We start from the raw sequence: 26,970 nt of genomic DNA on the forward strand, positions 1-26,970 counted from the left end.
GGAGGTCGGGGGCCGCTCCCGTATCCGGGACGGCGGCGGTCAGGGCAGGGCGGCGACCGCGTCGGCGTACGCGACGCCGGTGCTCACCGCCGCGTCGACCAGGATGCCGAGCTGCGCCGGGGCCACCCCGTACGCCAGGTCGGTGGTGACGTCGCCGGCCAGCACCAGCTCACCGCCGGGCAGCTCGTGGACGTACGCCTTCGGCAGCAGCCGGTCGTGGTTCCACGCGTTGCAGAACTCGTACGCCTCGGCGAGCCGGCCCGCCGCCAGCCGCCGGGCCGCCACCACCCGGGCGTGCAGGATCTCCCCGTCCCGGCCCAGCAGGCGGAACTGCACGACCGCCTCGTCCCAGCGGCCGACCACCACCGGACCGGCGTCGACGGCGTACACGTCGCCCCGGGTGTCCAGCACGGCGGTGAGCTGCGCCAGGCTCAGCGGGGCCGGCTCCTCGGCGGAGGGCAGGAACGGCTCGTCGGCCGGGTCGTCGACGCCGTCCGGCTCCGGCAGCGGCACCGGCGTGGCGGTCGGCCGTTCGGCCAGCCAGGCGGCGATCCGGCCGGCGTGGTGCCCGGTGCCGTTGCGCGCGTCGAAGCTGCCCGCCAGCCGGGTCGCCTCGGCCAGCAGGTCGGTGCCGAGGGTCGCCACGTCCGGGTCGGCGGCGGGCCGGTCGGCGTGACCGGGACGGCGGACCCGGCGGGCGTCCCGGCCGGACTCGGCGGCGAGTGCGCAGACCAGCGCCCCGGCGGCGGCGAACTCCATCGCCGACAGGTCGTCGTAGGGGTGGTCCAGCCGGGGCAACTGCTCGGCGAGGAGGTCCAGCGCCCGGTCCGGGTGCCCGGCCAGCGCGCAGAACCGCAACTGCGCGGCCAGGTACGGCAACGCGGCCCGTTCCCGCCGGTGCCGTCGGTACGCCCGCAGGTGCGCCGTCGCGGCCTGGCCGGCCGCCCCGGTGCGCAGCCACGGCAGCAACCCCACCGCGAGGGCCCGTTCCGGCTGGTCGGTGCAGTCGGCGTCGAGCGCGGGGCGCAGCGCCTCCAACGCGCCCCGGTCGTCCCCCCACCCGGCGAGCAGTTCGGCGCGGCGTACCGCCAGGCAGGCGGGGCAGCCGCCCTCCGGGTCCGGCGCGGCGGCCGTCCAGCTGTCGTACCACCGGCGGGCGGTGGGCTCGTCGCCGGTGTGGTCGGCGAGCCGGCACCGCAGCTGGGCGACCACGCCGGCGTCCGCGCCGACCCGGCGGGCCATCGCGTCGAGGAGGGTGTACGCCTGGTCCAGCCCGATCCGGGGGGTGCCGATCGCGGCCTCCACCGCCTGGCGCAGGTGCCGCCGCAGCAGCTCCGCGTCGCCGGGGCGGGCGTCGAGCAGTTCCGGGGACCGGTCCACGGCGGCCAGCAGGCGGCGTACCGGCTCGATGATCCGCCACCGTCCACCGTGCCGCAGGTACGCCGCCACCAGCGCGAACCGGGCGTCCAGGGCGGAGTGCGGGTCGCCCAGCGCGTCGGCGCGGGCGGCGATCCGGTCGAGTTCGGCCAGCCGGGCCTCCCCGTCGGGCAGGTCCCCGGCGTCGGCGAACGCGGCGGCCAGGCCCGGGTCGCGCGGCGCGGGCGGCCCGTCCGCCCCGGGACGGAACCCGCCGGTCATCCGGGCGTCCGGCCGGGTAGCTGGCCGACGGCGGCGGCGAGCTGGCAGCCGGCGGTGATGCCGCAGTCGAGCAACCGGTCGAGCTGGTGCGGGGTGACCCCGCGTTCCAGGTCGGTGATCACCTCGCCGCAGACCTGGGCCCGGCCGTCGTCGTCGACGTGCACGAACGCCTTCGGCCAGAACCGTTCGTGGTTCCACGCGTTGCAGAAGGCGTAGAGCGCCGGCACGTGCTCGATGTCGAAGGTCGCCGCCGCCAGGGTGCGGACCTGGAGCAGCTCGCCGTGGCCGCCCTGGCGCAGGAACCAGATCAGGCTGTCGTCCCAGCGGCCGACGAGGTCCCCGTCGCCGTCGGCGACGACGACGTACCCCCGGGTGCCCAGCACGGCGGCCACCAGGTCGGTGGTCAGCGGACGCAGGGCCTGCGGGTGACCCGCGAGGGGGTCGGGACGGTCCGCGAAAGCAGGCGACGCCATCGGGCATCCCTTCTGAGGCGAATAACACGTCTGCGGGCGTGGTCCGTGCTGCGACGCGCGGACACGACCCGGAAAAGCGGCGATCTGCCGGGTAACGCCGTTACGGTGACTCTATGGCGGGCCGTACCTCTCAGGCGAGCCGGCGACGCGGCGCGTCGCCGCGTGGCACCACGAACAGTCGTGCCCGTCAGCCGGCGAAGAAGACCACCCGGGCGGCGGCCCGGCGGCGGCCGGCCCCCCGGCCCGCTCCGGCGGCCTACGTGGGCCGGGCCGTCGGGGCACTGTGGATGGGCCTGGCGCACGGGGTCGGCTGGGGCTTCCGGGCCGCCGGCCGGCAGGCCGCCTCGGCCCGGGAGCTGGACCCGGAGCACCGCCGCGACGGTGCCGGCCTGCTGCTGTTCGGGCTGGCCATCCTCAGCGCGGTGGCGATCTGGTTCTCCGGTGCCGGCCCGTTCGGCGCGCGCCTGGCCGACACCGTGCGCCTGTTCCTGGGCGCGATCGCGGTGGTGGTGCCGGTGCTGCTGATGATCGGCGCCTGGCGGCTGATGCGGACCCCGGTGGACCCGGAGCACCGGGGCCGGGGCCTGGTCGGCTGGGGTTCCATGCTGGTCGCCACGGCGGCGATGCTGCACATCGGACAAAATCCGATCGACCCGGTGCAGCGTGACTACGCCGGTGGTCTCGTCGGCGCCGGCATCGGCGACCTGCTGGAGCGGGCGGTGACCGCCTGGGTGGCCATGCCGCTGCTGATCCTGCTGTTCGTCTTCGGCCTGCTGGTGGTGACCGCCACCCCGATCAACAAGATCCCGGAGCGGCTCGGCCTGCTCGCCGGCACGCTGGTCGCCCCGCCCGAGGCCCCGGCGCAGGAGGAGGCGGAGCCGACGGAGGCCGTCGCGAAGCCGGCCCGTAAACGCCCGGCCCGCAAGGCCGCGCCCCCGCCGCCCGACCCCGACGACTTCGACGACGTCGGCCCCGAGGTCGACCTCCAGGAGACGATCGTGCTGCCCCGCCGGCCGGCGAGCCGGGTGCCGGCCAGCCGCAAGCCGGTGGAGCCGCCGGAGCACTCCGCCCCGCCCACCCGCGCCGAGCAGCTCGCGTTGACCGGGCTTGCCGGCGACTACGTGCTGCCGCCGGCCAACATGCTCACCGGTGGCGCGGCCCCGAAGACCCGCAGCAAGGCCAACGACGAGGTGATCGCCGCGCTGACCGGCGTCTTCGACCAGTTCGGGGTGGACGCCGAGGTCACCGGCTTCACCCGGGGCCCCACCGTCACCCGCTACGAGGTCGAGCTGGGCCACGGGGTCAAGGTCGAGCGGATCACCCAGCTCTCCCGCAACATCGCGTACGCGGTGAAGTCGCCCGACGTGCGCATCCTCAGCCCCATCCCGGGCAAGAGCGCGGTCGGGGTGGAGATCCCCAACACCGACCCGGAGAACGTCGCGCTCGGTGACGTGCTGCGGTCCCGGGCCGCGACCAGCGACCACCATCCGATGGTGGTGGCCCTCGGCAAGGACATCGAGGGCGGCTTCGTGGTGGCCAACCTCGCGAAGATGCCGCACATCCTGATCGCCGGGGCCACCGGCGCGGGCAAGTCGAGCTGCCTCAACACCCTGCTGGTGTCGATCCTGACCCGGGCCACACCGGACGAGGTGCGGCTGCTGCTGATCGACCCCAAGCGGGTCGAGATGACCGGCTACGAGGGCATCCCGCACCTGGTCACCCCGATCGTGACCAACGCCAAGAAGGCGGCCGACTCGCTGGAGTGGGTCGTCCGCGAGATGGACATGCGTTACGACGACCTCGCCGCCAACGGGGTCCGGCACATCGACGACTTCAACCGCAAGGTGCGCAACGGCGAGATCAAGGCCCCGCCGGGCAGCGAGCGGGAGATGCGGCCGTACCCGTACCTGCTGGTGATCGTGGACGAGTTGGCCGACCTGATGATGGTCGCCCCGCGCGACGTGGAGGACTCGGTCGTCCGGATCACCCAGTTGGCCCGCGCCGCCGGCATCCACCTGGTGCTGGCCACCCAGCGGCCGAGCGTCGACGTGGTGACCGGCCTGATCAAGGCGAACGTGCCGTCCCGGCTGGCGTTCGCCACCTCGTCGCTTGCCGACTCCCGGGTCATCCTCGACCAGCCGGGCGCGGAGAAGCTGCTCGGTCGGGGCGACGGGTTGTTCCTGCCGATGGGCGCGTCGAAACCGGTCCGCATCCAGGGCGCCTGGGTGACCGAACGTGAGATCGCCGACGTGGTGAAGTTCTGCAAGGACCAGCGTGAGCCGGAGTTCCGCTCCGACGTGCTGGCCCCGGCGCAGGACAGCAAGAAGAAGATCGACGAGGACATCGGCGACGACCTGGACCTGCTGGTGCAGGCGGTGGAGCTGGTGGTGACCTCGCAGTTCGGTTCGACCTCGATGCTCCAGCGCAAGCTGCGGGTCGGCTTCGCCAAGGCGGGCCGGCTGATGGACCTGATGGAGACCCGGGGGGTGGTCGGCCCGTCCGAGGGTTCCAAGGCCCGCGACGTGCTGGTCAAGCCGGACGAGCTGGAAGAGGTGCTGGTCGGCCTGCGCGGCGACGTGGACTGACCCGACGGGCGCGCCGGTGGGGGCGTAGACCCCCCGACCGGGCCGGGACGTGCGATGGGCCCGCCGGGAATCCGGCGGGCCCGTTCGCGCGGGTGCGTCTGGTCAGCTGTTCATCATGGCGCTGATCAGCACGAGGCTGAGGACGATGGCGGCCACGTTCGCCGCGGCGGCGTACCAGCCCAGCGGCTTGTCGCCGAGCACCGCGCCGACGATGCCGAGCGCCAGGCCGATGATGCCGAAGATGACCGGCGCGATCAGCAGCGCGACGACGGCGAAGACGAACGCCAGGATGGTGCAGATGCGGGCGGCGTTGGTACGCGGGCGGGCGGGGGCGTGGATGTCGGCCATGACGTCCTCCGTGGTCGGGGGCCTGAGTGCTGTGTTGATCGATCACTACCCACACCGGACGGAAACTACGCACCGGGCTGCCCGCCTGCGTGTCGGCGCGGGAATTCCGATCGATCCGGGGCCCGCCGGTGTGGCAGGGTCACCCGATGCCGGCATCCCGTCGTGACCTGTTGCGGTCGCAGTTCGATCTGACCTGGTCCCTGTTCGAGTACCACCTGCAACGCCTGGAGCCGGCGGACCTGCTCTGGGAGCCGGTGCCGCACTGCTGGACGGTGCGCCCGGCCGCCGACGGCGGGTGGGTGCCGGACTGGGCGGACGTCGAGCCCGACCCGGTCCCGGTGCCGACGATCGGCTGGATCACCTGGCACATCGGCTGGTGGTGGACGGTCGCTGCCGACCACGCGCGGGGGCGCAGGCCGCGGGAGCGTACCGAGATCGGCTGGCCCGGTGACCGGGACCGGACGGTGGCGTGGCTGGGTGACCTGCGTGCCGCGTGGTTGGCGGTGTTCGACCAGCTCGGCGACGCCGACCTTGATGCGACCGCGTCGTTCCCGTGGCGGGACGACCCCGCGTACACCGTCGCCCACATGGTCGCCTGGGTGAACGCCGAGCTGATGAAGAACGTCGCCGAGGTCGGCCAACTCCGGTTGCTGCGTTGTGCGCGGGCGGTCCACCCCGACCCGTCGGGTGGTTCCCGGGGTTCCTCAGTGGAAGAGCTTGAGGCCGACCACGCCGGCCACCACCAGCAGCAGGCTGAGTAGCCGGGGCAGGCTCGTCGACTCGCCGAGGGCGACCATGCCGACCACGGCGGTGCCGACCGCCCCGATGCCGACCCAGACCGCGTAGCCGGTGCCGACGGGGATGTCGCGCAGCGCGTACGCCAGGCCGGCCATGCTGGCGACCAGGGTGACCGCGAAGACGGTGGAGGGCAGTGGCCGGGTGAACCCGGCGCTGCGGTCGAGGGAGACCGCCCACGCGGTCTCCAGGAGTCCGGAGAGCACCAGCACGATCCAGGCCATCGGGCATCACCTCGGGGGTGCGGGTCCCGGGCCGTCGGCCGGGGACGAGTCGGTTCGGTACGGGGCGTCTTGGCCTGACCGGGTACGCCCGCGACTCGTCCGGGGTGGCCGCGCGGGCCACCACGACCGACGCTAGCACCGCCGGCCGGCGGGGTGGGGTGATCCTCCCCACCGCACCTTGAGCTGAAGTCAGCTTCAGGTTGCAGCATGGGGAGCATGACGCTGCTCTTCGACGACCGGCAGGTCGCCGCCACCCTGGACGCGCCGACCACCGTCGCGGCGATGCGGGACGCGCTGCTGGCCGCCCACGCCGGCCGGCTCGTCGCCCCGCCCCGGGCGTCCGCACCGCTGGCCGGCGGGCGGATGGTGCTCACCGCCGGGCAGCTCACCGACGAGTGGTACGGCTTCCGCTCCTACGACACCCTCGGCCACCCGGCCGGCGAGCAGCTCGTGGTGCTGCACGACGCCCGGACGGGAGCGGTACGGGCCATCGCCGTCGGCGCGGAGCTGGGCTCCCGGCGTACCGGCGGACTGGGCGCGGTGGCGGTCGACGCACTGGCCCGCCCGGACGCCACCACCCTGGGCGTGATCGGCTCGGGCGGGCAGGCGTGGACGCAGGTGTGGGCGACCGCCGCCGTCCGGCCCCTGCGCGAGGTGACCGTGCACAGCCGCTCGGCGGCCCGCCGGGAGGCGTTCGCCGCCCGGGTCCGCGCGGAGCTGGGGATACCCGCCCGCGCCGTCGGCTCCGCCGCCGAGGCGGTCCGTGACCGGGACGTGGTGGTGCTCGCCACCACCAGCGTCACCCCGGTGCTGTCCGCCGCCGACCTCGCCCCGGGCACCCACGTCAACACCGTCGGCTTCAAGCAGGTGCACCGGCACGAGTTCGGCACCGACCTGCTCGACGCCGCCGACGTGCTGGTCACCGACTCGCCGGCCCAGGCGGCGGCGTACGACCCCCCGATGGTGACCGCCGTCGGGCCGTACCCGGGCAGGTTGCGGGACCTGGGAGCGGTGCTGGCCGGCGCGGTCCCCGGCCGGACCGGCGCGGACCAGGTGTCGGTGTTCTGCTCCACCGGCCTGGCCGGCACCGAGGTCGCCCTGCTGGACCGGCTGGTCCGGGTGGGCGCGGCGGCCGTCTGACCACCACCTGCGGGCGGCCGGGGAGGTGAACCGGCCGACACCGCACGCCGCCGTCGGTCGGGCCCGCGACGTCGCCCGGTACCCTCGGATGGTGTCCGCCACCCCCACGCCTGACAACGTCGGCCCGGCCCGCCCGACGCCGAGCCGCGACCCGGAGCCGTCGCCTGCCGACGGCCGCCGGGTCGCCCTGCTGACCCTGGGCTGCGCCCGCAACGAGGTCGACTCGGAGGAGTTGGCCGCCCGGCTGCACGCCGACGGCTGGCAGGTCACCACCGACGGCGAGGGTGCCGACGTGGTGGTCGTCAACACCTGCGGGTTCGTGGAGAAGGCCAAGCAGGACTCGATCCAGACCCTGCTCGCCGCCGCCGACACCGGGGCGAAGGTGGTCGCCGCCGGCTGCATGGCCGAGCGGTACGGCCGGGAGTTGGCCGACAGCCTCCCCGAGGCGCAGGCGGTGCTCAGCTTCGACGACTACCCCGACATCGCCGCCCGGCTCGACGCGGTGCTGGCCGGCGAGACGGTCGACGCGCACACCCCCCGGGACCGCCGCGAGCTGCTGCCGCTGACCCCGGTCGCCCGGCGGGAGTCGGCGGTGTCGCTGCCCGGCCACGGCACCCCGGCCCGGGTCGCGCCGGAGACCGACGAGCACACCCCGGCGCACCTGCGGCAGGTGCTGCGCCGCCGGCTCGACACCGGCCCGGTGGCCTCGCTGAAGCTGGCCAGCGGCTGCGACCGGCGGTGCGCGTTCTGCGCGATCCCCGCGTTCCGGGGCGCGTTCGTCTCGCGTACCCCCGACGAGCTGCTCGCCGAGGCGGAGTGGCTGGCCAAGACCGGCGTCCGTGAGCTGGTGCTGGTCAGCGAGAACTCGACGTCGTACGGCAAGGACCTGGGCGACCCGCGGGCGTTGGAGAAGCTACTGCCGCAGCTCGCCGCGATCGACGGCATCGTCCGGGTGCGGGCCAGCTACCTCCAGCCCGCCGAGACCCGCCCCGGCCTGGTCGAGGCGATCGCCACCACCCCCGGCGTGGCCCCCTACTTCGACCTGTCGTTCCAGCACTCCAGCGAGCCGGTGCTGCGCCGGATGCGCCGGTTCGGCTCCACCGACCGGTTCCTGGAGCTGCTGGCGAGCGCCCGCGCTTTGGCCCCGGAGGCGGGCGCGCGGAGCAACTTCATCGTCGGTTTCCCCGGCGAGACCCGGCAGGACGTGGCCGAGCTGACCCGCTTCCTGACCGAGGCGCGGCTGGACGCGATCGGCGTGTTCGACTACAGCGACGAGGACGGCACCGAGGCCGCCGGGCTGCCCGGCAAGCTCTCCGCCGCCACCGTCAAGCGCCGCTACGACCGGCTCGCCGCGCTCGCCGACGAGTTGTGCTCGCAGCGGGCCGAGGAACGCCTCGGCAGCACCGTCGAGGTGCTTGTCGACACGGTCGACGACGGTGTGGTGGAGGGCCGGGCGGCGCACCAGGCCCCCGAGGTCGACGGCTCGACCACCCTGGTCGCCCCGGTCGGCGGCGGGGTCGACCTGGCCGCGTTGCGCCCCGGCGACCTGGTCCGGGCCACGGTCACCGCGACCGAGGGCGTCGACCTGGTCGCCGTGCCGGATGAGATGATCTCGGCGGCGCCCGGCGCGGAACGGTGACGGTGGGCCCGGACGGAGCGGGGGAGCCAGGTGGGGCGGTGCCAGGTGGGCCTCGACGGCCGGAGCGGGGCGCGGCGGTGACCGGGGCGGCGGAGTCCGCGCCGCCGGTGGCCCGGGTGCCGGTGCTCAACGCGGCCAACGGCCTGACCCTGCTGCGGCTGGTGCTGGTGCCGGTCTTCGCCGCGTCGGTGGTCGCCTCCGGTATGACCCACACCGGGTGGCGGATCGCCGCCTGCCTGATCTTCGCGTTCGCCTCGATGACCGACCTGGTGGACGGCTGGATCGCCCGCCGCTTCGGCCTGGTCACCTCGGTCGGCAAGGTGGCCGACCCGATCGCCGACAAGGCGCTCACCGGTGCCGCCCTGGTGCTGCTCTCCGTCTACGACCGGCTGCCCTGGTGGGTGACGGTGCTGATCCTCGTCCGCGAGCTGGGCATCACCGGGCTGCGGTTCTGGGTGATCCGGCACGGCGTGATCGCCGCCAGCCGGGGCGGCAAGCTCAAGACGGCGCTGCAGATCCTGGCCATCGCCTGGTACCTGTGGCCGATGCCGGCCGCCCTCGCCGCCGTCGGCCCGTGGATCATGGCCGCCGCCGTGCTGGTCACCGTGGTCACCGGCTTCGACTACGTCGCCCAGGCCCTGCGCCTGCGCCGCCCCCGGCCCTGACCGGCCCGTACCGCTCCCGCTGAACCGCCGCACCGGAATCCCGGGGCGGCGGGACGGCTGTCCCTGCCGGGCGGGACGCCCCGCCCCGCAGAGTCGTCACCGCACCGGCCCCCTGCGGCCCGGTGCGGCGTCGGCCCGGCCGGGTCGACGCCCGGTGACGGCGGGCGGGGTTGCGCCCGGTGGCGGGAGGAGCAGCGGTGGGGACAGCGACGAGACATGCCCGGGGACGGTCCCCGGGCGGCGGATGGCGCAGCCGCCGGCTGTGGGCGGCGGGCCTCACGGCGGTGCTGGCGGTCACCATGCACCAGACCCCGGCCCGCGCCGCCGACCCGGTGCCGTTCGACGAGCAGGCGGTGCACGGGGCGCTGTTCGGGGCGGTGGTGCAGCTACGCGACGCCGGGGCGGCCGGGCTGAAGGACGCCCTGCTCACGGCCGAGCTGCTGGACTGGCGTACCGGCCAGCCGGGTGCCGACGCGACGCAGGTGGCGGGGCACGTGGCCACCACCCGGGCGGTCGCCGACGCGGCGGTCGGCGACGCACGGGCCGAGGACCGGTCCCGGTTCGCGGTGGCGATGGCGGTGCTGGCCCGGCTCGGCGAGTCCAGCGGCGCGGTGACCACCGGCCCGGCGGTGCGGGCGTTCCTGGCCAGCACGGTCGGCGCGGAGGGCGCGAACGTGGTGCCGGACGCGTTGAACCTGGTCCGGGGCGGCTACCAGGACGCGGCGTGGAACGCCCGTTCCCGGGACCTGGTCCAGGACACCTGGCGGGAGCTGCACCGCCGGGCCGCCACCGACGACGCGCTGGCCACCGGCTGGGACAGCGCGTTCGCCGGGCGCAGCGGCACCGGGGTGCGTACCCCGGTCGACGGGTTGCTTGCCGCCCGCATCCACGAGCCGCGCGCCGACGGCAACACCGGCACCCTCGGCTACTACGTGCCGCTGTCCGCGATCCGCGACGTCCGCGGCGACCCGACCGCCTTCAAGGCGCTGGTGCAGGAGCGGGCGTACGCGACGCTGAAGGTGCTCGACACCGACGGCAACAACCGGATCACCGAGGTGGTCGGCTACGCCAACACGTACCCGCTCAACCAGGACCCGAAGCCCAGCCAGGCGGTCATCGACGCGGAGAAGGCGAAGACCGAGTCGAACCGCAAGATCTTCGAGGGTCTCGGGTCTACCGTCACGGTGCTGTCCACCCTGGTCGGCTTCGTCGACAAGAAGTTCGGCAAGCAGTTGGAGACCATCGGCAAGGCCGTGGTGACCTCGGTGACCGCGATCAACACGTACGTGACGACGGTGCTCGGGCAGGGGCTGACCATGGCCGCGACGGCGATGGGCACGGCGGTGCTGACCGGCAACCTGCTCGGCGCGGCGGTGAGCCTGATCGGCCTGTTCGCCGGGGGCGGTGACCCGAACGCCGCGATCCAGGCGGAGATCGGCAAGCTGCGCCAGCAGATCGACCGGCTGGCCAAGGGGATCGACAAGCGGTTCGACCGGATCGAGTCGGCGCTCAAGGAGATGTACGCCGGGCTGGTCGCCCAGCTCGACGCGCTCACCAAGGGCCTCGACGAGGTACGCGCCAACCTGGGCCGGATCGCCACCCAGTTGCAGACCATCGAACGCAAGGTCGACTCGATGGCGCTCGCCACCCACGTGGCCCTGGAGAACATCGCCAAGAGCCAGCTCAACCAGGTGATCACCACGTACGTGCACCACAAGGAGATCACCGGGCAGCCGATCCCGGACTACCTGGGCACCTACTTCCCGAAGGCCGAGTCGCCGACCTTCACCTTCGCCACCGTCAACGCCGCCGACGAGGGCACCTTCACCGCGCCGGCCGGCACCAGCCTCGCCGACCCGGTCAGCGTGCTCGACACCCACCTGCCCGCCGGCTCGATCAACTACCTCGGCCAGTGGGCGCGTAACCGGGTCGGCGGCACCTGGACCGTCGGCCCGGTCGCCAACGCCGCCGCCTGGTCCACCGCCGCCCGGGTCTACAACATCCTGCAACTGGAGAACCCGCAGTTCGCCGCCCAGGTGGCCGCCGGGCGGGGCGACGCCGTCGCCGAGGCCGGACGGACCATCAACGAGCGGGTCCGGCAGTTCAGCCAGCCGACCGCCGACGGCGGCACCAACCCGTTGTTCACCGCGCTGATGGCCGACTACCGCACCGCCGTCGCCAACTGGAACGCCCAGGTGGAGAACGTCCGCAAGGCGGTGGTCTGGAACGGCAGCGACACCCTGCCGGTGCACGACATGTGGGGCAGCCCGGACCAGGAACTCCCGGCGGCGAACCGGATTCCCGAGACCGAGTCGATCGGCGGGTGCGGCGCGAGCCGGGTCAGCCGGCCGATCCCGTCGACGGTGCGCCGCAGCAACCTGCCCAACGCGTTCCACCTGGCCCGCCACGCCATGCCGCCGGGACACGCCCCGGAGTTCTCCACCTGCTACGACGCGAACTTCGTCAACGTGGAGGAGCACGAGGGACCCCGGTTCCAGACCACCACCGGCGATCTCCAGATCACCCTGCGGTCGCGGGTGAAGTGGGCCGGCGGGGACTGGCAGGAGGTGCAGACCGCCACCCGCGTGTTCCCCATCGGCACGTTCTGCTCGTGGGACGTCCGTTCCCCGATCCCGCAGGGCTACTGCTACGACGAGAACAAGTACCTCACCGATCGGTGGCCGGGGACGTACAAGCCGGCGTTCGAGTCGGCGGCGATCCCGGTCGTCGCCACCCAGGCGACGTCCGCCCGCACCAGGGCCGCCGCGATGCTGTCCGGCCGGCAGAAGTACTTCTACCGGGTGATGCGGGCCGGCACCGGGCCGAACCCGCCGAGCAGCGACACCTGGGAGGTGTCCCGGGTGCTCTGGCAGAAGGGCAAGGCGGTCGCGGACGCGTTGCGGCTGTTGCAGGCGTACACCGAACTGGGCTGGGGCACCGCGCTGGAACTCGACGACAGCCTCGCCGGCCTGCTCTTCGGCGGCCAGGGGTTGCCCGCCGACTACACCCGGCCGCGCAGCGACGGCGACCAGTCGGCCCACCAGCACCTGCGCAACGCGATGACGCAGGCGGTGGACAACTACGCCGACTGCGTCCAGACGTTCGACTGGAACCCGTGCGACGGGGAGCGGTCGGGCTTCGACCCGCTGCGTGACCAGGGTCAGTACGGCGCCGGCTGCGTCCAGGCCAGCGTGCCGGACAAGCCGCGCGACCCGCTGAGCGCCTGCCTGGCCAGCGCGGCGTTCGTCCGGGTCGGGCAGCTCGGCCAGCGGTACGACCACTGGTCGTCCCGGGTGCGTTCCGGCGGGCACACCGAGGGACTGCCGGAGGTGACCGCGGCGACCGACATGACCCGGGCGACCACGGTGAGCGTGCACCCGGCGGGCTGACCGCCTCCGGGCGTGCCGACCGGGAAGGGTCCCGTCGGCCCGAGCGGGTGGGACCCTTCCCCCGCCCGCCGGGCCGGCCGGGACCCTTCCCCCGCGTCGCTGGCCCCGTCGCCGTCGTAGGCGCTTCCCCCGGGTCACCGGGCGGGGTCGCCGTCCGATCGGTCCCGCCGGGTCGGGACATCCGACCCGGGTCGGCGGGACAGCCGGCGGGTGACGATGACTCGACCGTCCACCCCGCCGGCCCGCCCGGCGGTGCCACTGTGGACGGTCGACCACCTACGCTGCGGCGGACGGGTGCCGGGGGACCGGCCCCGCCGTCCGCGTACGGCACCCGAGGAGTGATCATGACCCTGACCGCTGGCGACGACCGACGGATCGTGCTGATCGCGGCCGACGACACGTTCTGCCACGTCTACCAGGACCTGTCCGACCTGCTGTCGACCGCCGACCACGGCGAGAAGCTCGCCGGGGCCGTCGAGTTCTTCGACGTCACCGGAAGGCGGCTGCACCCCGTCTTCTCCGCCGACTGGCGGCTGGAGGCCCTCGACGCCGGCACCGCCCCGGCGCAGCCCGAGGCCGTCCGGCAGCGGTTGACCGCGGTGCTCGCCCACGTGGCGCAGTACGTCCGCAGCCACCCGGACGTGCTCACCCGCTCCCGGATCACGCTGGAGCAGGCGCTGGCCCAACTGCCCCGCCTGGACGGCCCCGACCTGCCGCACGAGATCGGCACCCTGCCCGACCACCTCGAACACGACACCGGCAACTGGCTGCACAACGCGATGCACGCCGCCGGCTGGGCCGACTGACCGATCCCACCACCGACCGACACCCCGGAGGGCCTGCCGTGCCGTCGCCCATCGCCGCGCTGTCCCCGTCCCGCCGGGTCCTGGCCGGGGTGGGCCTGGTCGTCGCCGGGCTCGTCCTGGCCGGCCAGTGGTGGTACCCGCAGCCGGCGGCGCTCGGGCCGGCGGCGCTGACCGGCACGATCGCCGTCGCGTTCACCGCGCTCGGCGCGCTGGTGCTCGCCGGGCTGCCCGGTCACCCGGTCGGCCGGCTGATGCTGGCCGCCGGACTCGTCGCCGGGACGGCGGTGCTGGCGTTGAGCTGGCCGGCCCTCACCCCCGTGGCCTGGCTGGGCCAGTGGCTCTGGTGGCCGCCGTACGGGCTGATCTTCCTGGCCCTGCTGGTCTTCCCGGACGGCCGGCTGCCGGGCCGGCGCTTCCGGCCGGTCGCGGTCGGGCTGGTGGTCACCACGGCGGTGGTGGCCGTGGCGCTGGCGGTGGCCGCGACCAGCGACCCCCGGGGCCTGCTGCTGTCCGCGACGACGGCCACCGACCCGACCGCGCGACTGCTGGTGCGGGTCGCCCTGCTGACCGTCGGGGTGGAGTTGCTGCTGGTGGTCGCCGTGCTGGTGGCGCTCGCCCGACGCTGGCGGCGGGCCGTCGGCGAGGCCCGCCAGCAGCTCGCCTGCCTGCTGGCCGCCGGGGCGCTGTTCCTGCTCGGTTTCCTGCTGGACTGGCTCAACCTGTCCGGCGCGTGGGTGCTGATGGTGATCGCGATCCCGGGCGCGATGACGCTGGCGGTGCTCCGCTACCGGCTCTACGGCCTGGAACAGGTGATCAACCGCACCCTGGTCTGGCTGGTGATGAGCCTGCTGGTGATCGCCGCGTTCGTCGGGGTGGTCACCCTGCTGCGGGACCTCGTGCTGCGCGGGGACACCTCGAACGCCTCGCTGGTGGCCACCGGCCTGATCGCGGTGACCTTCGAACCGCTGCGGCGGCGGGTGCAGCGCGGGGTGAACCGGCTGCTCTACGGCGACCGTGACGAGCCGTACGCGGTGCTGGCCCGCCTCGGTGACCTGCTGGAGCGTACGGTCCAACCGGAGGCGGTGCTGCCGCTGCTGACCGGCACCATCGCCCGCTCGCTCCAGGTGCCGTACGTGGCGGTGGAACTCGGCGGGGAGCATGCCGACGACGGGCGGCCCACCCGGGTGCACGCCGCGCACGGCCGGGCCACCACCGCGCTGGAACGCTTCGACATGGTGACCCACGGCGAGTGGGTGGGGCGGCTGGTGGTGGCCCGGCGGGCAGCGGGCACCCGGTTCACCCCGGTCGAGCGGCGGCTGCTCAGCGACGTCGCGCTGCACGCCTCGGTGGCCGCCGCGACCGCCCGGCTGATCCGCGACCTGCGCGACTCCCGGGAGCGCCTGGTGACCGCCCGGGAGGAGGAACGCCGCCGGCTGCGCCGGGACCTGCACGACGGGCTCGGGCCGACCCTGGCCGGCATGTCGATGCAGGTACGCGCGGCCCGCAAGCTCGCCGCCGTCGACCAGGCCCGGCTGGCCCGCATCCTCGACGGGCTCGCCGACGACCTGCTCACCTGCACCGGCGAGGTACGCCAACTGGTCGACCAGCTCCGCCCGGCGGCCCTGGACCGGGGGTTGGAGTCGGCGCTGCGGGCCGAGTGCCAGCGCTTCGACGGCCCGACCCTGACCGTACGGCTGAGCGTGGCGGACCCGCTGCACGGGCTGCCGGCGGCGGTGGAGGTGGCGGCGTACCGGATCGTCGGCGAGGCGCTGGCCAACACGGCCCGGCACGCCGGAGCGACCTGCTGCGACGTGGTGGTGCGCCGGGGTCGGGCGCTGGTCGTGGAGGTGTCCGACGACGGCACCGGCATCGTCGCCCGCCGGCCCGGCGGCGTCGGGCTGGACTCGATCCGGGAGCGGGCCGCCGAGCTGGGCGGCGGCAGCGACATCGTCGACCGGGACCCGCACGGCACCCTGATCCGGGTCCGGCTGCCCCTGCCCCCACCCACCCCGTCCCCGCCCGCTTCCGCCCCGCCCGCTTCCGGTGATCAAGAGGTTTGCGTCAGAATCCGCCCGGAGGATGACGCGAACCTCTTGATCACCGAAGATGCCCCGCCGGGCACCGAGGGGCCACGGGTGGTCACCGAGGGGCCCGGATGATCATCGAGGGCTGCGGGGCGGCGCGGGTGGAGGACGGCGCTGCGGGAGGGGGAGGACAGTGACGGGCGAGGGGACTCGTGGCGGGGCGGTCCGGGTGCTGATCGTGGACGACCACCCGGTGGTCCGCCGGGGCCTGCGGACCATGCTGGAGGGCGAGCCCTGGGTCGACGGCGTGCTGGAGGCCGCCACCTGCGCCGAGGCGATCGGTATCGCGTCGACCGAACCGGTCGGTGTGGTCGCGATGGACGTGGCGCTGCCGGACGGCGACGGCGTGGAGGCGACCCGGCGGATCGTGCAGGGCCGGCCGGAGATCCGGGTGCTGATGGTGACCATGACCGACGACGAGGACGTGGTCGGCCGGGCGTTACGGGCCGGCGCCCGGGGCTACGTGCTCAAGGACACCGACCCGGACGTGATCGTCGACGCGCTGCGGACGGTGGCCGGCGGCGGGCTCGTCCTCGGCCCCCGGGTCGGCCCGCAGGTGCTGACCAGCCTGCGTCGCCAGCCGGTCGAGCTGCCGCCCCCGTTCGACCGGCTCACCCCGCGCGAGCGGGACATCCTGCGCCGGCTGGCCGGCGGCGACACCAACGCCCGGATCGCCCGCCACTTCGGGCTCAGCGAGAAGACCGTCCGCAACCAGCTCTCGGCCGTCTTCGCCAAGCTCGGGGTCGCCGACCGGGTCCAGGCCGCCCTGCTCGCCCGGGACGCCGGCCTCACCGGCTGACCCCGCCCCGGACGACGCCTGTCCGGGACGCCCGCCTCACCGGCTAGGCGGGAGCGGGCACGACGGTGCGCGCCCGGGGCGCCGCCTCACCGGCTAGGCGGGAGCGGACCCGGCGATCGGTCGGGCCGGTATGAGTAGCAGGGTGACGTCGGGGAAGGAGGACGGCATGGGGACCGATGCGCAGCACGAACGACCCACAGGCAGCCCGGCGGCGGGCGTGGTGCACAGCCTGCACGAGCGGCGGCAGACCCTGGCCACCGTCGAGTCCCTGACCGGCGGGCTGCTGGCCGCCGCGATCGTGGAGATCGCCGGGGTGAGCGCCGTGTACCGGGGCGGGTTGGTGACCTACGCCACGGAACTCAAGGCGCGGCTGGCCGACGTACCCGAGGATCTGCTGGCCCAGCGCGGGCCGGTCGATCCGGACGTGGCCATCGCCCTGGCCGAGGGGGGCCGGCGGCGCTGCGCCGCCGACTGGGGGCTGGCCACCACCGGGGTGGCCGGTCCCGAGCCGCAGGACGGCAGACCGGTCGGTCTGGTCTATGTCGCGGTGGCCGGGCCGGGCGGCCCGGTGGTCCGCCAGCTCGACCTCGACGGGGGTCGGGACCACATCCGCGCGGCGGCGGTGATCGAGGCGTTACGCCTGCTCGCGACGCGTATCCACCGGGCCTTCCCGGAGCCCGGGCCGGGCCCGCGCCCCGGGCCGGCGGCGGGGGTCCCGCCGGCCGGCGCGGGTCGGCGCTGACCGGCGTTGTCCAGATCCGACAGGCGGGGTGGGATGTCGCCGGGCCGACCAACGGGTACGGTTGCGGGAAGGCTCCGGCGTACGGCGTCGGCGGCGGCGCGGTCCACCGCGTCCGGCGCGGGCGGCCGTCCGCCCGGAGCGTGAAATCCCGTCAGGGGGAGGTGCGATGGTCCTGCTACGCCGGGTGATCGGTGACGCACTTCGGGCGCGCCGCCAGGGTCAGCACCGCACCCTGCGCGAGGTCTCCACCGCCGCCAACGTGAGCCTCGGTTACCTGTCCGAGATCGAACGCGGCCAGAAGGAACCCTCCAGCGAGCTGCTCGCCGCCATCTGCGATGCGCTCGGCGCCCGCCTGTCCGAGTTGCTGCGCGAGGTGAGCGACACCGTGGCGCTTGCCGAACAGTTGCCCGGCGTGCTCATGCCGGTGCAGGACGAGCCGGCAGCCGCCGGTCCCGCCGCCGGCGTGCGCAAGGCCACCGGTCGGGGCGTGCGCCAGGTGACCACCGACGGTGCGGTCGCCGTCTCGGTCCGCCAGGACTCCCCACTCAAGGCCACCCTGCGCAGTGCCCGGGTCCGCCCGAGCGACCGCGACGTGGTCTGCGCCGCCTGACCCCGCCGTCCGTCCCGTGGCCGGGCTGGCCGACGCCGCGTAGTCTTGATCGCAGGCCGCCGGAGCACTCCCCACGGCACGAACGGCCCTGCTGGCGTCGGGCTGCGACGATGGGGGGCGCGTCGGGCGGCCCGTCCGGCCCCGCTGTGGCCGAGGCGCAGCGACGCTACTGAGGGGATACCGCGGAGATGGCGAACCCGTTCGTCAAGGGCTGGAAGTACCTGATGGCGCTGTTCGGTGCCAAGATCGACGAGCACGCCGATCCGAAGGTGCAGATCCAGCAGGCCATCGAGGACGCGCAGCGTCAGCACCAGGCGCTGGTCCAGCAGGCGGCGGCGGTGATCGGCAACCAGCGGCAGCTGGAGATGAAGCTCTCCCGGCAGATGACCGAGGTCGAGCGGCTCCAGGGTAACGCCCGGCAGGCGCTGGTCCTCGCCGACCAGGCCCGCGCCAAGGGCGACGAGGTCGAGGCCGGCCGCTACGAGCAGTCCGCCCAGGTGCTCGCCACCCAGCTGGTCTCCGCCGAGCAGGCCACCGAGGACCTCAAGACCCTGCACGACCAGGCGCTCGGGGCCGCCGCGCAGGCCCGCCGCGCGGTCGAGAACAATTCGATGATCCTCCAGCAGAAGCTCGCCGAGCGCACCAAGCTGCTCAGCCAGCTCGAACAGGCCAAGATGCAGGAGAGCGTGGCCCGGTCGCTGGAGTCGATGTCGTCGATGACCGCACCGACCAACACCCCCTCGCTGGACGAGGTGCGGGACCGCATCGAGCGCCGCTACGCCAACGCCATGGGCCGCGCCGAGCTGGCCGGCAACTCCGTCGAGGGGCGGATGCTGGAGATCCAGAAGTCGACGCTGGACAGCGCCGGGTCGTCCCGGCTGGAGCAGATCCGGGCCAGCATGGCCGGCGACCAGCTCGGCAGCCGGCAGGAGCAGCCGTCGGTGCAGCAGCAGGCCCAGCCGGCTGCCCCGACGGCCGACCCGGCCGCCGCCGCCCGGCTGGACGAGATCCGGGCCAGCATGAGCCGCGACCGCGGCGTGGGGGACACCACCGCCGGCTGACCGCCGGCACGAGGAGGTACGGGTGGCCGACGAGCGAACGAGACACTTCCGTCGACTGGGCCGGTTGCGGCGCTCCGCCCGCCGGTGGAGCGTCCTGGCCGGTGGGCTCACCGGTGCGGCGGCGGTGCTGACCCCGTACGCCGGGCTGGGGCTGCCCGACGCGGCCTGGGCCGGCGCCGCGGGCAGCGCCGTCGCGCTGGCCGCCTGGCGCTGGATCGACCTGCGGGCGTTCGCGGCCCGCCCGGTGCCACCCGCCCTCGACCCGGCCGAGGCCGCCGCCCGCTCCCGGGCCCGGCTGGTCGCCGCCGTCGAACGCCTCCCGGTCGGCCCCGGCGTGCTGGCCGAGGCCCGCCGGTTCCGCTCCCGGTTCGCGCTGCGCGGCACCTCCGCCGCCGAGTCGTGGGCCCGGCTGGACCGGGCCGCGCTCACCCTGGCCGGTATCGCGCCCCGGCTCACCGGCCTGGCCGAGCCGGCGGTGCTGGAGGCCGCCGCCGCCGACCGTTCGCTGCGCGACCTCGCCGACCGGACGGCCGGGGTGGAGCGCGCCCTGCGGCTCGCCCCACCCGAGGCCCGGCCCCGGCTCGCCGAGGCCCACCGTGCCCTGCTCGACCAACTGGTCACCGGGGTGACCGCCTACGAGGGGCTGGTCGCCGCCGCGGCCGGCTACGTCGCGGAGGACGCCCACCCGGAGGTCGTCGCGGACCCGTCCGCCGCCCGGCTGATGGAGGCGACGGACCTGCTGCACGGCGTCGCGTCCGCGCTGGCCGAGCTGCGTGCCGTCGGCGAACCCCAACGCACCCCCACCCGCTGAGGGCCCGCGCGGCGGGCCGCCCCGGCCGCCGCCGGCCCGCTTGACCTCAGTCGGGCGTACGGACCGGCAGCGGGCCGGTCCACGGTGAGCTGCCCACCACGTTGAACGAGCGGACCCGGTAGTGGTAGGTGACCCCCCGGGCCAGGCCGGTGTTGGTGAAGCTGCGTCCGGTGACGGTGAAGCTGGCCACCTCCCGGTCGAACGCCGGGTCCACCGCACGCTGCACCACGAACCCGGCCCCCGGGCCGGTCGGGACGCTCGCCGCCCAGCTCAACGACACCGTCGCCGTGTCCGGCGCGGGGACACCCACCGTCGCGGCGACCCCGGTCGGCAGCTCGGGCACCGGCGGGGTGGTCACCGTCGCCACCGTCGACCACGGTGACGCCGCACCGAGGTAGGTGGTCCGGACCCGGTAGTAGTACGTGGTGTCCGGGGCGACCGCCGGATCGAGGTGGTGGTCGGCCACCGGCACGGCGGTGGTGCCCGGACCGCTGGTGAAGGTCGGGTTGGTGGCCCGCTGCACGTCGAGCCCGGTGGCGAAGGAACGGTTGACCCAGCGCAGCGCCACCCGCAGCGGGGCCGCCGGTGGCACCGTCGCGGCCAGCCCGCCCGGCGCGGGCAGGCGCACCGACGCCGGGCTGCTGTTCGACCAGGCCGAGCAGCCGGCCGCGTTCTCGGCCCGGATGCGGTAGTGGTAGGTCACGCCGGGGGTGATGCTGGCGTCGGTGTAGCGGGTCGCGGTCGCCGCCACGGTGATGGTGGTCAGCCCGGTGGTGAAACCGGCGTCGGTGGCCCGCTGGAGCAGGTGCCCGGTGGCCGCCGGCCGGCTGCCGTTGCCCGTCCAGGCCAGCGCGATCGCCGGGAGCGCGGTCGCCGAGCCGGGCACCGGGGTCGCGGTCAGCCCGGTCGGCGCGCGGGGCGAGACCCGCAGCACCAGCGGCCGGCTCATGCCCAGGTCCCGCAGCCCCGCCGCGCCGCTGGACCAGCGGAACTCCCAGCCCAGGTTGACCTGTTGGTTGACCACGATCGTCGGTCGGCCGTCGCAGGGGCTCACCGGGCTGGCGTCGAGGCGTACCCCGGCGGGTCGGGTCGGGTCGAGCAACCGCAGGCTGTCGGCGACCTTGAACGGCAGCGGCGGCACCTCGGGCCGCAGCGCCACCACCACGTCCTCGGCCGGGTTGACCCGGACGGTCTGCTTCCAGCCCCGCTCACCGCCGTCGGGGGCGCGGACCGTGCCGTCCCCGCCGATCCGGTTGACCACCTGCACGTCGCAGCCGTCGAAGCGGACCGGGTGGGTCTGCCGGCCGGTCCCGCAGATCCGCCACAGTTGGATGCCGTCGGCCGGGTCGGCCGGCCCCACCGTCGGGTCGGCGGCGATGAGGATCTCGGTGGCCGGGTCGGTCGGGCCGAGCGGCAGGGTCACCGGCCCCAGCGGGCCGGCACCCGGGTGGGGTACGCCGAGCCGGCCGGCCCGCCGCCCGTACTCCGGCTCGAAGACCGGGCCCACGGTCTTCACCTGGATCGGCAGGGTGACCGGCGTGGTGCCGCCCGGCGGGGTGAAGGTGAGCGAGGTGGCCTGCGCGGAGGCGACCGTCGCCCGCCCGGTGGCGGTGCCGAACGCCCGGTCGTACACCGGGTGCGGCACCACCGGCGGGCGCTGGGCGGCGGCGTACGCGGCGGGCAGCCGCTCGGCCAGCCGGTCCAGGTCGTACCGGCGGCCGGGGGTGCCGGCCACCCGGAACTGGAGCACGGTACGGGTGTTCGGGCCGTACCCGGGCAGGGTGGTGGGGCCGCCGCCGTCGGCGCGGCGGTCCCCGGCGGCGGTGTGCCGGTCGTAGCGGGGGTCGAAGCCGGGCAGCGGGGCCGGACAGTCGTTGTAGAGCAGCACCGTCGCGCCGGGCGGCAGGGTGGAGAAGTCGACGATCACGTCGGCCCGTTCGCCGGGGGCGAGCAGCAGCGCGGCCGAGTCCACGTTGAGCACCGTCGGGTCGCGGCGGTCGTAGCGGTAGCCGACGGGCCGGTTGGGCAGCACCACCGGGGCGGGGAGCAGCCCGCACTCGTTGCCGATCTGGATCATGGGTGGGCCGCCGGCGGCCGGGTCGGGCACCCCGCCGTCGCGTCCGTCGGTGGGCCAGTCGGCGGGCCGGCCGGGAGCGCGGACCGCGTCCACCATCGGCACCTCGCCGGCGTCGGCGTCGGCGAGGCTCCCGTCGGCCTGCCACATCGGCCCGTCGGAGCGGGCCCGGTAGAGCTGGAGGTTGACCGACCGGTCGGCGCAGCCGTTGACGATCCGGAACCGGTACGCCGTCGGCCGCACCCGCAGGTACGGGTAGGCGACCCCGTTGACCAGCATGGTGTCCCCGTACGCCTCGGGCACGGCGCTGGGGTGCGGCACCCCGGGGGTCTGCGGGGGCTCGTGCGGCGTGGCCACCGGATCGTGGTGCGGGTTGTCCACCGGGCCGACCCGGGGCCCGTCCTGCCCGTCCACGCCGGGCAGCCACGGGCCGTAGTCCCAGCGGCCGGTGGGGTTGCGCCCGCAGTCCCGGTACGGGTCCTGCCGGGGCTGGTAGACGTGCGGGTGCCACAGGTTGCCCCGGGCGCCCCAGCGGTCCCGGTCCCAGGTGGGGTCCTCGGCGGCGAGTTGGGCGTCGTCGGGGACGAAGGTCCGGTCCTGGATCACCAGGGGGACCTGGTCGGCGGGGAGCACCCCGTCGGCGGTCAGCTCCTCCTCGACCGGGTCGGTGAGCAGGTAGAGGGCGAACTGACCGGACAGGACGGTCAGCCGGGACAGGCCGAGGGTGTTGTCGTGCAGGCACATCAGCCGGCCGCTCTGCGCGTTCGGGTAGTAGAGCGTGGTGGCCCCCGCCCCGGGTGGCGGCATGTCCGGCACGTGGGTCAGGCCCGGCCCGGTCGGGTACGGAGTGATCTCCCCGGCCGGGGTCACCCACTGCCACGGGTTGCCGGCGCTGATCCACCCGGTGTGCGCGCCGGACAGGTGCGGCACGGCCCGGTTCTGCGGGTAGGGCGCCGGCCCCTCCAGCGGCCCCGCCCCGGCTCCCGCGAGGCTGGTGTCGACCGGCAGGAAGAGGTCCCCGGCCGGGCCGGTGGGGAGCTGGTTGATGAACTTGATCCGGACCGGCCGGCCCCGCCGAGCCATGATCAGCGGCCCGAGGTGGTAGGGCCGTTCCGGTGGGGCGACGGTGTTGTGGCCGTGCGGGTCGGTGCCCAGGTTGAGCTGGCGGTAGCCGCGCAGCCGGGTGGTGGGCAGGTCCCGGTGCAGCCGCTGGGTGTACTCGGCCAGCCCGATCTCGTAGTAGTCACAGCCCGGCCAGGTCACCGTGTCCGGGGTGGCGACCGGCAGGTACCCGCCCAGTTCGGTGCGGCCCGCCGGGCCGGGCAGCGGCAGCGCGTCGACGAACTTGCGCAGGCCGGTGCCGGTGACCACCCGGCCCTGCGGGTCGCGTACCGGCAGCGGGCTGCCGGCGAAGTTGGGCACCGGGCCGAAGCAGCGTGGCACGGCGGCCGGGTCGAGGGTCGCCGGGGCGGGATCGGGTTCGCCGGTGCGGGCGGCCGGCACGGTGGGCCGGTCGGGCCGGTGGAGGCGGACGACCCGGGTCGTCCAGTGCGGTCGCAGTCTGCGGAACAGGGTCATGGCTCTCCCCGGGCACGGGGACCCGCCGCCCCCACCCCGGCGTGGTGGGCGGTCGCGTCCGATGGTCACGAACGGTGAGCACTCCACCGCAGCATGCGACGTCGGCGGCCGGATAGGAATTACCCATTCGTCCGTGTCTGCGGGTTGTCCCGTCAGGCGGGAGGTGTCGCCGGGTCGGTCGGTGGTGGCGTTGGCTGGCAGGTCGGGCACCAGTAGGTGACCCGTTCGCCCAGGTCCTCCTTGGCGATGGCGGTGCCGCAGCGGCGGCACGGCTGGGCCCGCCGCCCGTAGACGTAACTGGTCTGGCCCCGGCGCAGCGAACCGGTGGTGCTCTGGGTCCACCGGCCCCGGTTGGCGGCCAGCAGCCGCTGGGCCAGCGCCACCGTGCCGGGCAGGTCGGGCACCGCGCCGACCGGCGTCCACGGGGAGAGCCCGCGCAGGAACAGCAGCTCGCACTTGTAGAGGTTGCCCACCCCGGCCAGGTTGCGTTGGTCGAGCAGCGCCTCGCCGATGGTCACCCCGGGTGCGGCGGCCAGCCGGCGGACCGCCTCCGCCGGGTCCCAGTCCGCGCCGAGCAGGTCGGGGCCGAGGTGCCCGAGCAGGCGCTCCTCCTCGGCGGTGGGCAGCAGGGCCAGTTCGTGCAGGTGGTAGCCGACCGCCACCGCCTCCGCGCCGCGCAGCACCGCCCGGATCAGGTGGGCCGGCCGGGCCGTCCAGCGTTCCCCCGGGGCGTACGCCCGCCACACGCCGTCCATCCGCAGGTGGGAGTGGAGGGTCCAGGCGGTGGTCGACGCCACCGGGGCCGGCGCGGTCAGCCGTAGCAGCAGGTGCTTGCCCCGGCTGGCCGACTCCGCCACCGTCCAGCCGGTCAGGTCGGTGGTGGCCAGCGCGGGCACCCGGAGGTCGCTGCCGGTCAGCCGGGCTCCGGCGAGCGCGCGGTGCAGGACGCGGGCGGTGTTCCAGACGGTGTCTCCCTCGGGCACCCCAGCATTCTCCCTCGTCCGAACAGAATTCGCGTGTATCGCTATTTGTAGCGTGCTTCCTGTCGATCTACGAAAAAATGCACTATAGGGAGGTCTTGAGGAGAAGATTATGGCTTTTGTCCCTTGTCGTCCCCCATCGTGGCTGTTGGTCGGTCTGCTGACCCTGACCGGAGTTCTCGTCCCGACCGCCGCCACCGCCGCCCCCCGTACCGCAGGCCACGCCGCCGACCAGTCCCCGGCCGGCACGCGCGGCACCCCGACCGCCGGGGAGAGCTGGACCGTCGACCTCGCCGTGGCCGGCGGCGACGACGTCAACGTCCGCTTCGGCGCCGGCCGGCTGCGCCTCGCCGACCCCCACCCGACCCGGCGGAACCGGCCCGCCGCCCTGGGCGTACCGGTCGCCGAGGGGGTGCTGCTCGCCCCCGCGCGCAGCCTCGCCGGCCCGGCCAACCGGGTCCGCGCCGACCTCACCGCCGAGGCGGCCACCGGTGCCGCCGTCGGCGTCCAGGTGCGCGGCTGGCTGGCCACCGGCTGGACCGAGTGGCGGGAGGCCGGCGGCGGACCGGCCCTCTTCGACCGCCCGGTCACCCGGGTCCAGGCCCGGGTGCTGCTCACCACCCGCGACGCGCACGCCGCCGCATCGGTACGCGCGGTGCAGCTCACCGCCGACACCACCGCCGCCGCGACCCCGGCCCCCACCGCCGTCCGCAGCTACCGGGTGTTCGCCACCCGGGAGGGCGAGGTCGGCGGGGTGACCGCCAACGGGCGCACCATCCAACCCCGGGACCACTTCGTCGCCCTGCCGTCCCGACGCGGACTGTCCCCGATCGACACCGGGGACTACACCGTGCGGGTCTGCACCACCAGCGGCAGCCGCTGCGAGTACGCACCCGTCTGGGACGTCGGCCCGTGGAACACCCGGGACGACTACTGGAACCCCGCCGCCGTCCGGGAGAACTGGAAGAACCTGCCGCAGGGGCGCCCCGAGGCCCAGGCCGCCTACCAGTACGGCTACAACGGCGGCAAGGACCAGTTCGGGCGTACCGTGCTGAACCCGGCCGGCATCGACCTCGCCGACGGCACCTTCTGGGACGGCCTGCTGCTCACCGACAACGCCTGGGTCGACGTGGCGTACCTGTGGACCGGCAGCGGCCCGCGCGGCGTGATCGGCTCCGGGCCGCTCAACATCCGCACCGGCCCCGGCACCTCGTACCCGGTGCGGGGGCTCGCCGCCACACACGCCAACGTGCCCATCCAGTGCTACGTCACCGGGCAGACGGTCGCCGGGACGTACCGGACCACCAACCGGTGGAACCGGCTGGCCGGCGGCCAGTACGTCAGCCACGCGTACGTGTCCACGGTGTACGGCGGCACCGTGTCCCGCTGCTGACCGGCCGCCCCCGACCCCGCCGGGCCGGGGGCGGGCCGGCTCAGGGCCGCTCGTCCGGGCGGGGCGGGCGGACCATGTCCTGGTAGCGGGGGTGGCTGGCACCGTACACGGCGAAGTTCAGCCGGGCATGGGTGAGGCTCAGGTCACCGTTGGGACCGCCCCGCACCACGTCGGCATCGGCGTCGCCCTGGCCGTCATCGGTCCAGAAACAGACCGGACAGGTGCCCCCACCCGTCCGGGACGCACAACAGGGACAGCCCACCGGAACCCACACTTCACCCACCGCAGCAGCATTCCACACCGGACGCCCGACAGGGAGCGCAGCTCACCCTCCGGGCCGTCCCCGCACCGTCACCGTGGCACCCGGGGCGACCCCGAGCAGGTCCACCGCCCGGCCGCCGTTGCTGGCCACCGCCACCCGGCCGGCCGAGTCGACGAGCACGACCAGGTCACCGGGCGGCACGTCCCCGAACGTCACGCCCCGCACCGCCGGATGGCCGGCGACCCGCACCGTGCCGGGCAACGCCGCCAGCAGGTCGGCCCCGGCGGCGAGCTGCACGTTGCCGAAGTGGTCCACGGTGAGCACCTCGGCGGTGAACCCGTCCGCCTCCCGGCGCAGCACCGGCGCGGGCAGGGTCACCAGGCCGGCCGGATCGACAGGCGGGCCCGCGTCGGCCGGCGGGTCGCCGAGCGCCAGCCGGGCCGCCACCGGGGCGAACACGTCCCGGCCGTGGAAGGTGCCCGACACCTCCGCCGCCACCCAGCCCGGCGCGGTCAGCTCGACCGCCGCGGTGACCCCGCCCAACGCCTGTGCCGCCGCCGGCAGCAACCCGTTGTCCGGCCCGACCAGCAGCCCGCCCGGTGTCACCAGCGCCACCCCCCGCCGGGCGGTGCCCACCCCCGGGTCCACCACCGCCACGTGCACCCCGTACGGCAGGTGCGGCACCGCCTGGGCGAGCACCGCCGCGCCGCGCCTGACGTCCCCCGCCGGCACCAGGTGGGTCACGTCGATCACCCGCGCGGCCGGGGCGATCCGGCCGATCACGCCGTGGCAGACGGCGACGAAACCGTCGGTGAGCCCGTAGTCGGTGGTCAGCGAGATCCAGGGGGTCGGGGTCATGCCGGCAGGCTAGTGC

The 26,970-nt window shown here is 75.1% G+C and carries 22 protein-coding genes and 1 riboswitch; of the genes, 14 read left to right on the forward strand and 8 right to left on the reverse strand.

The features are described 5' to 3' along the window. Positions 1-39: 39 nt before the first annotated feature. A complete protein-coding gene (locus tag FJK98_RS07905) occupies positions 40-1,638 on the reverse strand; it encodes a YbjN domain-containing protein (protein WP_145918439.1) in 1,599 nt (532 codons plus the stop codon). Next, positions 1,635-2,111, reverse strand: coding sequence for a YbjN domain-containing protein (locus FJK98_RS07910; RefSeq protein ID WP_145918440.1), 477 nt, complete (start codon positions 2,109-2,111; stop codon positions 1,635-1,637). Before FJK98_RS07910 ends, FJK98_RS07905 begins: the two co-directional genes overlap by 4 nt. Before the next feature lie 113 nt (positions 2,112-2,224). Here FJK98_RS07910 and FJK98_RS07915 point away from each other — a divergent pair, with 113 nt between their 5' ends. Continuing rightward, positions 2,225-4,696 carry a DNA translocase FtsK gene (locus FJK98_RS07915; protein WP_145918441.1) on the forward strand — a complete coding sequence of 824 codons (2,472 nt, stop codon included), beginning with the start codon at positions 2,225-2,227 and terminating at the stop codon, positions 4,694-4,696. A gap of 102 nt (positions 4,697-4,798) precedes the next feature. On the opposite strand, the gene FJK98_RS07920 is transcribed toward FJK98_RS07915, so the two are convergent. Then, a complete protein-coding gene (locus FJK98_RS07920; RefSeq protein WP_088645592.1) occupies positions 4,799-5,044 on the reverse strand; it encodes a hypothetical protein in 246 nt (81 codons plus the stop codon). Between the two features lie 146 nt (positions 5,045-5,190). Between FJK98_RS07920 and FJK98_RS07925 the strand changes: the two genes are divergently transcribed. Further along, positions 5,191-5,805: a DinB family protein gene (locus FJK98_RS07925; RefSeq protein ID WP_145918442.1), complete on the forward strand. Its 615-nt coding sequence runs from the start codon at positions 5,191-5,193 to the stop codon at positions 5,803-5,805. On the opposite strand, the gene FJK98_RS07930 is transcribed toward FJK98_RS07925, so the two are convergent. Beyond that, positions 5,749-6,063 (reverse strand): multidrug efflux SMR transporter, encoded by a 315-nt coding sequence (locus FJK98_RS07930; RefSeq protein ID WP_145918443.1) that lies wholly within the window; start codon positions 6,061-6,063, stop codon positions 5,749-5,751. The two genes, FJK98_RS07925 and FJK98_RS07930, sit on opposite strands and share 57 nt — an antisense overlap. A 58-nt stretch (positions 6,064-6,121) precedes the next feature. Next, positions 6,122-6,187, reverse strand: a riboswitch (guanidine-III (ykkC-III) riboswitch). A 92-nt stretch (positions 6,188-6,279) separates the two neighbouring features. Between FJK98_RS07930 and FJK98_RS07935 the strand changes: the two genes are divergently transcribed. The 11 genes from FJK98_RS07935 to FJK98_RS07985 all read left to right on the forward strand — a co-directional run bounded on the left by FJK98_RS07935 (position 6,280) and on the right by FJK98_RS07985 (position 19,809). Next, complete coding sequence (locus tag FJK98_RS07935; RefSeq protein WP_168222397.1) at positions 6,280-7,203, forward strand: ornithine cyclodeaminase family protein; 924 nt, start codon at positions 6,280-6,282, stop codon at positions 7,201-7,203. An 88-nt stretch (positions 7,204-7,291) separates the two neighbouring features. Further along, on the forward strand, positions 7,292-8,842 hold the full coding sequence (gene rimO, locus FJK98_RS07940; RefSeq protein WP_370517015.1) for a 30S ribosomal protein S12 methylthiotransferase RimO: 1,551 nt from the start codon (positions 7,292-7,294) through the stop codon (positions 8,840-8,842). Positions 8,843-8,919: 77 nt separating this feature from the next. Further along, positions 8,920-9,507 (forward strand): CDP-diacylglycerol--glycerol-3-phosphate 3-phosphatidyltransferase, encoded by a 588-nt coding sequence (gene pgsA, locus FJK98_RS07945; protein WP_088645596.1) that lies wholly within the window; start codon positions 8,920-8,922, stop codon positions 9,505-9,507. A gap of 197 nt (positions 9,508-9,704) precedes the next feature. Beyond that, entirely contained in the window at positions 9,705-12,896 is a 3,192-nt protein-coding gene (locus FJK98_RS07950) for a hypothetical protein (protein WP_145918445.1), read from the forward strand. A 344-nt stretch (positions 12,897-13,240) separates the two neighbouring features. After that, complete coding sequence (locus FJK98_RS07955) at positions 13,241-13,702, forward strand: hypothetical protein (RefSeq protein ID WP_145918446.1); 462 nt, start codon at positions 13,241-13,243, stop codon at positions 13,700-13,702. Between the two features lie 38 nt (positions 13,703-13,740). Beyond that, a complete protein-coding gene (locus FJK98_RS07960; protein WP_240762678.1) occupies positions 13,741-15,861 on the forward strand; it encodes a histidine kinase in 2,121 nt (706 codons plus the stop codon). Positions 15,862-15,919: 58 nt separating this feature from the next. Next, positions 15,920-16,585 carry a response regulator transcription factor gene (locus tag FJK98_RS07965; RefSeq protein WP_240762680.1) on the forward strand — a complete coding sequence of 222 codons (666 nt, stop codon included), beginning with the start codon at positions 15,920-15,922 and terminating at the stop codon, positions 16,583-16,585. A gap of 166 nt (positions 16,586-16,751) precedes the next feature. Beyond that, positions 16,752-17,327: a CinA family protein gene (locus FJK98_RS07970; RefSeq protein WP_145918448.1), complete on the forward strand. Its 576-nt coding sequence runs from the start codon at positions 16,752-16,754 to the stop codon at positions 17,325-17,327. A gap of 166 nt (positions 17,328-17,493) precedes the next feature. Next, a complete protein-coding gene (locus tag FJK98_RS07975) occupies positions 17,494-17,937 on the forward strand; it encodes a helix-turn-helix domain-containing protein (protein WP_145918449.1) in 444 nt (147 codons plus the stop codon). Positions 17,938-18,125: 188 nt separating this feature from the next. Continuing rightward, complete coding sequence (locus tag FJK98_RS07980) at positions 18,126-18,998, forward strand: PspA/IM30 family protein (RefSeq protein ID WP_145918450.1); 873 nt, start codon at positions 18,126-18,128, stop codon at positions 18,996-18,998. 22 nt (positions 18,999-19,020) lie between these two features. Then, positions 19,021-19,809: a hypothetical protein gene (locus FJK98_RS07985; protein WP_145918451.1), complete on the forward strand. Its 789-nt coding sequence runs from the start codon at positions 19,021-19,023 to the stop codon at positions 19,807-19,809. Positions 19,810-19,855: 46 nt separating this feature from the next. Here the strand turns inward: FJK98_RS07985 and FJK98_RS07990 are convergent, their stop codons facing one another. Next, a complete protein-coding gene (locus tag FJK98_RS07990) occupies positions 19,856-23,461 on the reverse strand; it encodes a hypothetical protein (protein WP_145918452.1) in 3,606 nt (1,201 codons plus the stop codon). Positions 23,462-23,613: 152 nt separating this feature from the next. Continuing rightward, on the reverse strand, positions 23,614-24,444 hold the full coding sequence (locus FJK98_RS07995; RefSeq protein ID WP_145918453.1) for a zinc finger domain-containing protein: 831 nt from the start codon (positions 24,442-24,444) through the stop codon (positions 23,614-23,616). Between the two features lie 145 nt (positions 24,445-24,589). On the opposite strand from FJK98_RS07995, the gene FJK98_RS08000 reads away from it, so the two are divergent. Continuing rightward, entirely contained in the window at positions 24,590-25,834 is a 1,245-nt protein-coding gene (locus tag FJK98_RS08000) for a hypothetical protein (protein WP_240762682.1), read from the forward strand. A 40-nt stretch (positions 25,835-25,874) separates the two neighbouring features. Here the strand turns inward: FJK98_RS08000 and FJK98_RS08005 are convergent, their stop codons facing one another. Both FJK98_RS08005 and FJK98_RS08010 read right to left on the reverse strand, forming a co-directional pair. Next, on the reverse strand, positions 25,875-26,135 hold the full coding sequence (locus FJK98_RS08005; RefSeq protein WP_307820989.1) for a CPCC family cysteine-rich protein: 261 nt from the start codon (positions 26,133-26,135) through the stop codon (positions 25,875-25,877). Positions 26,136-26,159: 24 nt separating this feature from the next. Beyond that, on the reverse strand, positions 26,160-26,954 hold the full coding sequence (locus tag FJK98_RS08010; protein ID WP_145918455.1) for an S-adenosyl-l-methionine hydroxide adenosyltransferase family protein: 795 nt from the start codon (positions 26,952-26,954) through the stop codon (positions 26,160-26,162). Between the last annotated feature and the right edge of the window lie 16 nt (positions 26,955-26,970).

The sequence above is a fragment of the Micromonospora sp. HM134 genome (genome assembly GCF_007833915.1).
Classification (GTDB): Bacteria; Actinomycetota; Actinomycetes; order Mycobacteriales; family Micromonosporaceae; genus Micromonospora; species Micromonospora wenchangensis.

Coding starts and splice junctions, on each gene's coding strand:
- FJK98_RS07905 (WP_145918439.1), bottom strand. CDS start 1,638: ATGACCGGCGGGTTCCGTCCCGGGGCGGACGGGCCGCCCGCGCCGCGC.
- FJK98_RS07910 (WP_145918440.1), bottom strand. CDS start 2,111: ATGGCGTCGCCTGCTTTCGCGGACCGTCCCGACCCCCTCGCGGGTCAC.
- FJK98_RS07915 (WP_145918441.1), top strand. CDS start 2,225: ATGGCGGGCCGTACCTCTCAGGCGAGCCGGCGACGCGGCGCGTCGCCG.
- FJK98_RS07920 (WP_088645592.1), bottom strand. CDS start 5,044: ATGGCCGACATCCACGCCCCCGCCCGCCCGCGTACCAACGCCGCCCGC.
- FJK98_RS07925 (WP_145918442.1), top strand. CDS start 5,191: ATGCCGGCATCCCGTCGTGACCTGTTGCGGTCGCAGTTCGATCTGACC.
- FJK98_RS07930 (WP_145918443.1), bottom strand. CDS start 6,063: ATGGCCTGGATCGTGCTGGTGCTCTCCGGACTCCTGGAGACCGCGTGG.
- FJK98_RS07935 (WP_168222397.1), top strand. CDS start 6,280: ATGACGCTGCTCTTCGACGACCGGCAGGTCGCCGCCACCCTGGACGCG.
- rimO (WP_370517015.1), top strand. CDS start 7,292: ATGGTGTCCGCCACCCCCACGCCTGACAACGTCGGCCCGGCCCGCCCG.
- FJK98_RS07955 (WP_145918446.1), top strand. CDS start 13,241: ATGACCCTGACCGCTGGCGACGACCGACGGATCGTGCTGATCGCGGCC.
- FJK98_RS07970 (WP_145918448.1), top strand. CDS start 16,752: ATGGGGACCGATGCGCAGCACGAACGACCCACAGGCAGCCCGGCGGCG.
- FJK98_RS07975 (WP_145918449.1), top strand. CDS start 17,494: ATGGTCCTGCTACGCCGGGTGATCGGTGACGCACTTCGGGCGCGCCGC.
- FJK98_RS07980 (WP_145918450.1), top strand. CDS start 18,126: ATGGCGAACCCGTTCGTCAAGGGCTGGAAGTACCTGATGGCGCTGTTC.
- FJK98_RS07990 (WP_145918452.1), bottom strand. CDS start 23,461: ATGACCCTGTTCCGCAGACTGCGACCGCACTGGACGACCCGGGTCGTC.
- FJK98_RS08010 (WP_145918455.1), bottom strand. CDS start 26,954: ATGACCCCGACCCCCTGGATCTCGCTGACCACCGACTACGGGCTCACC.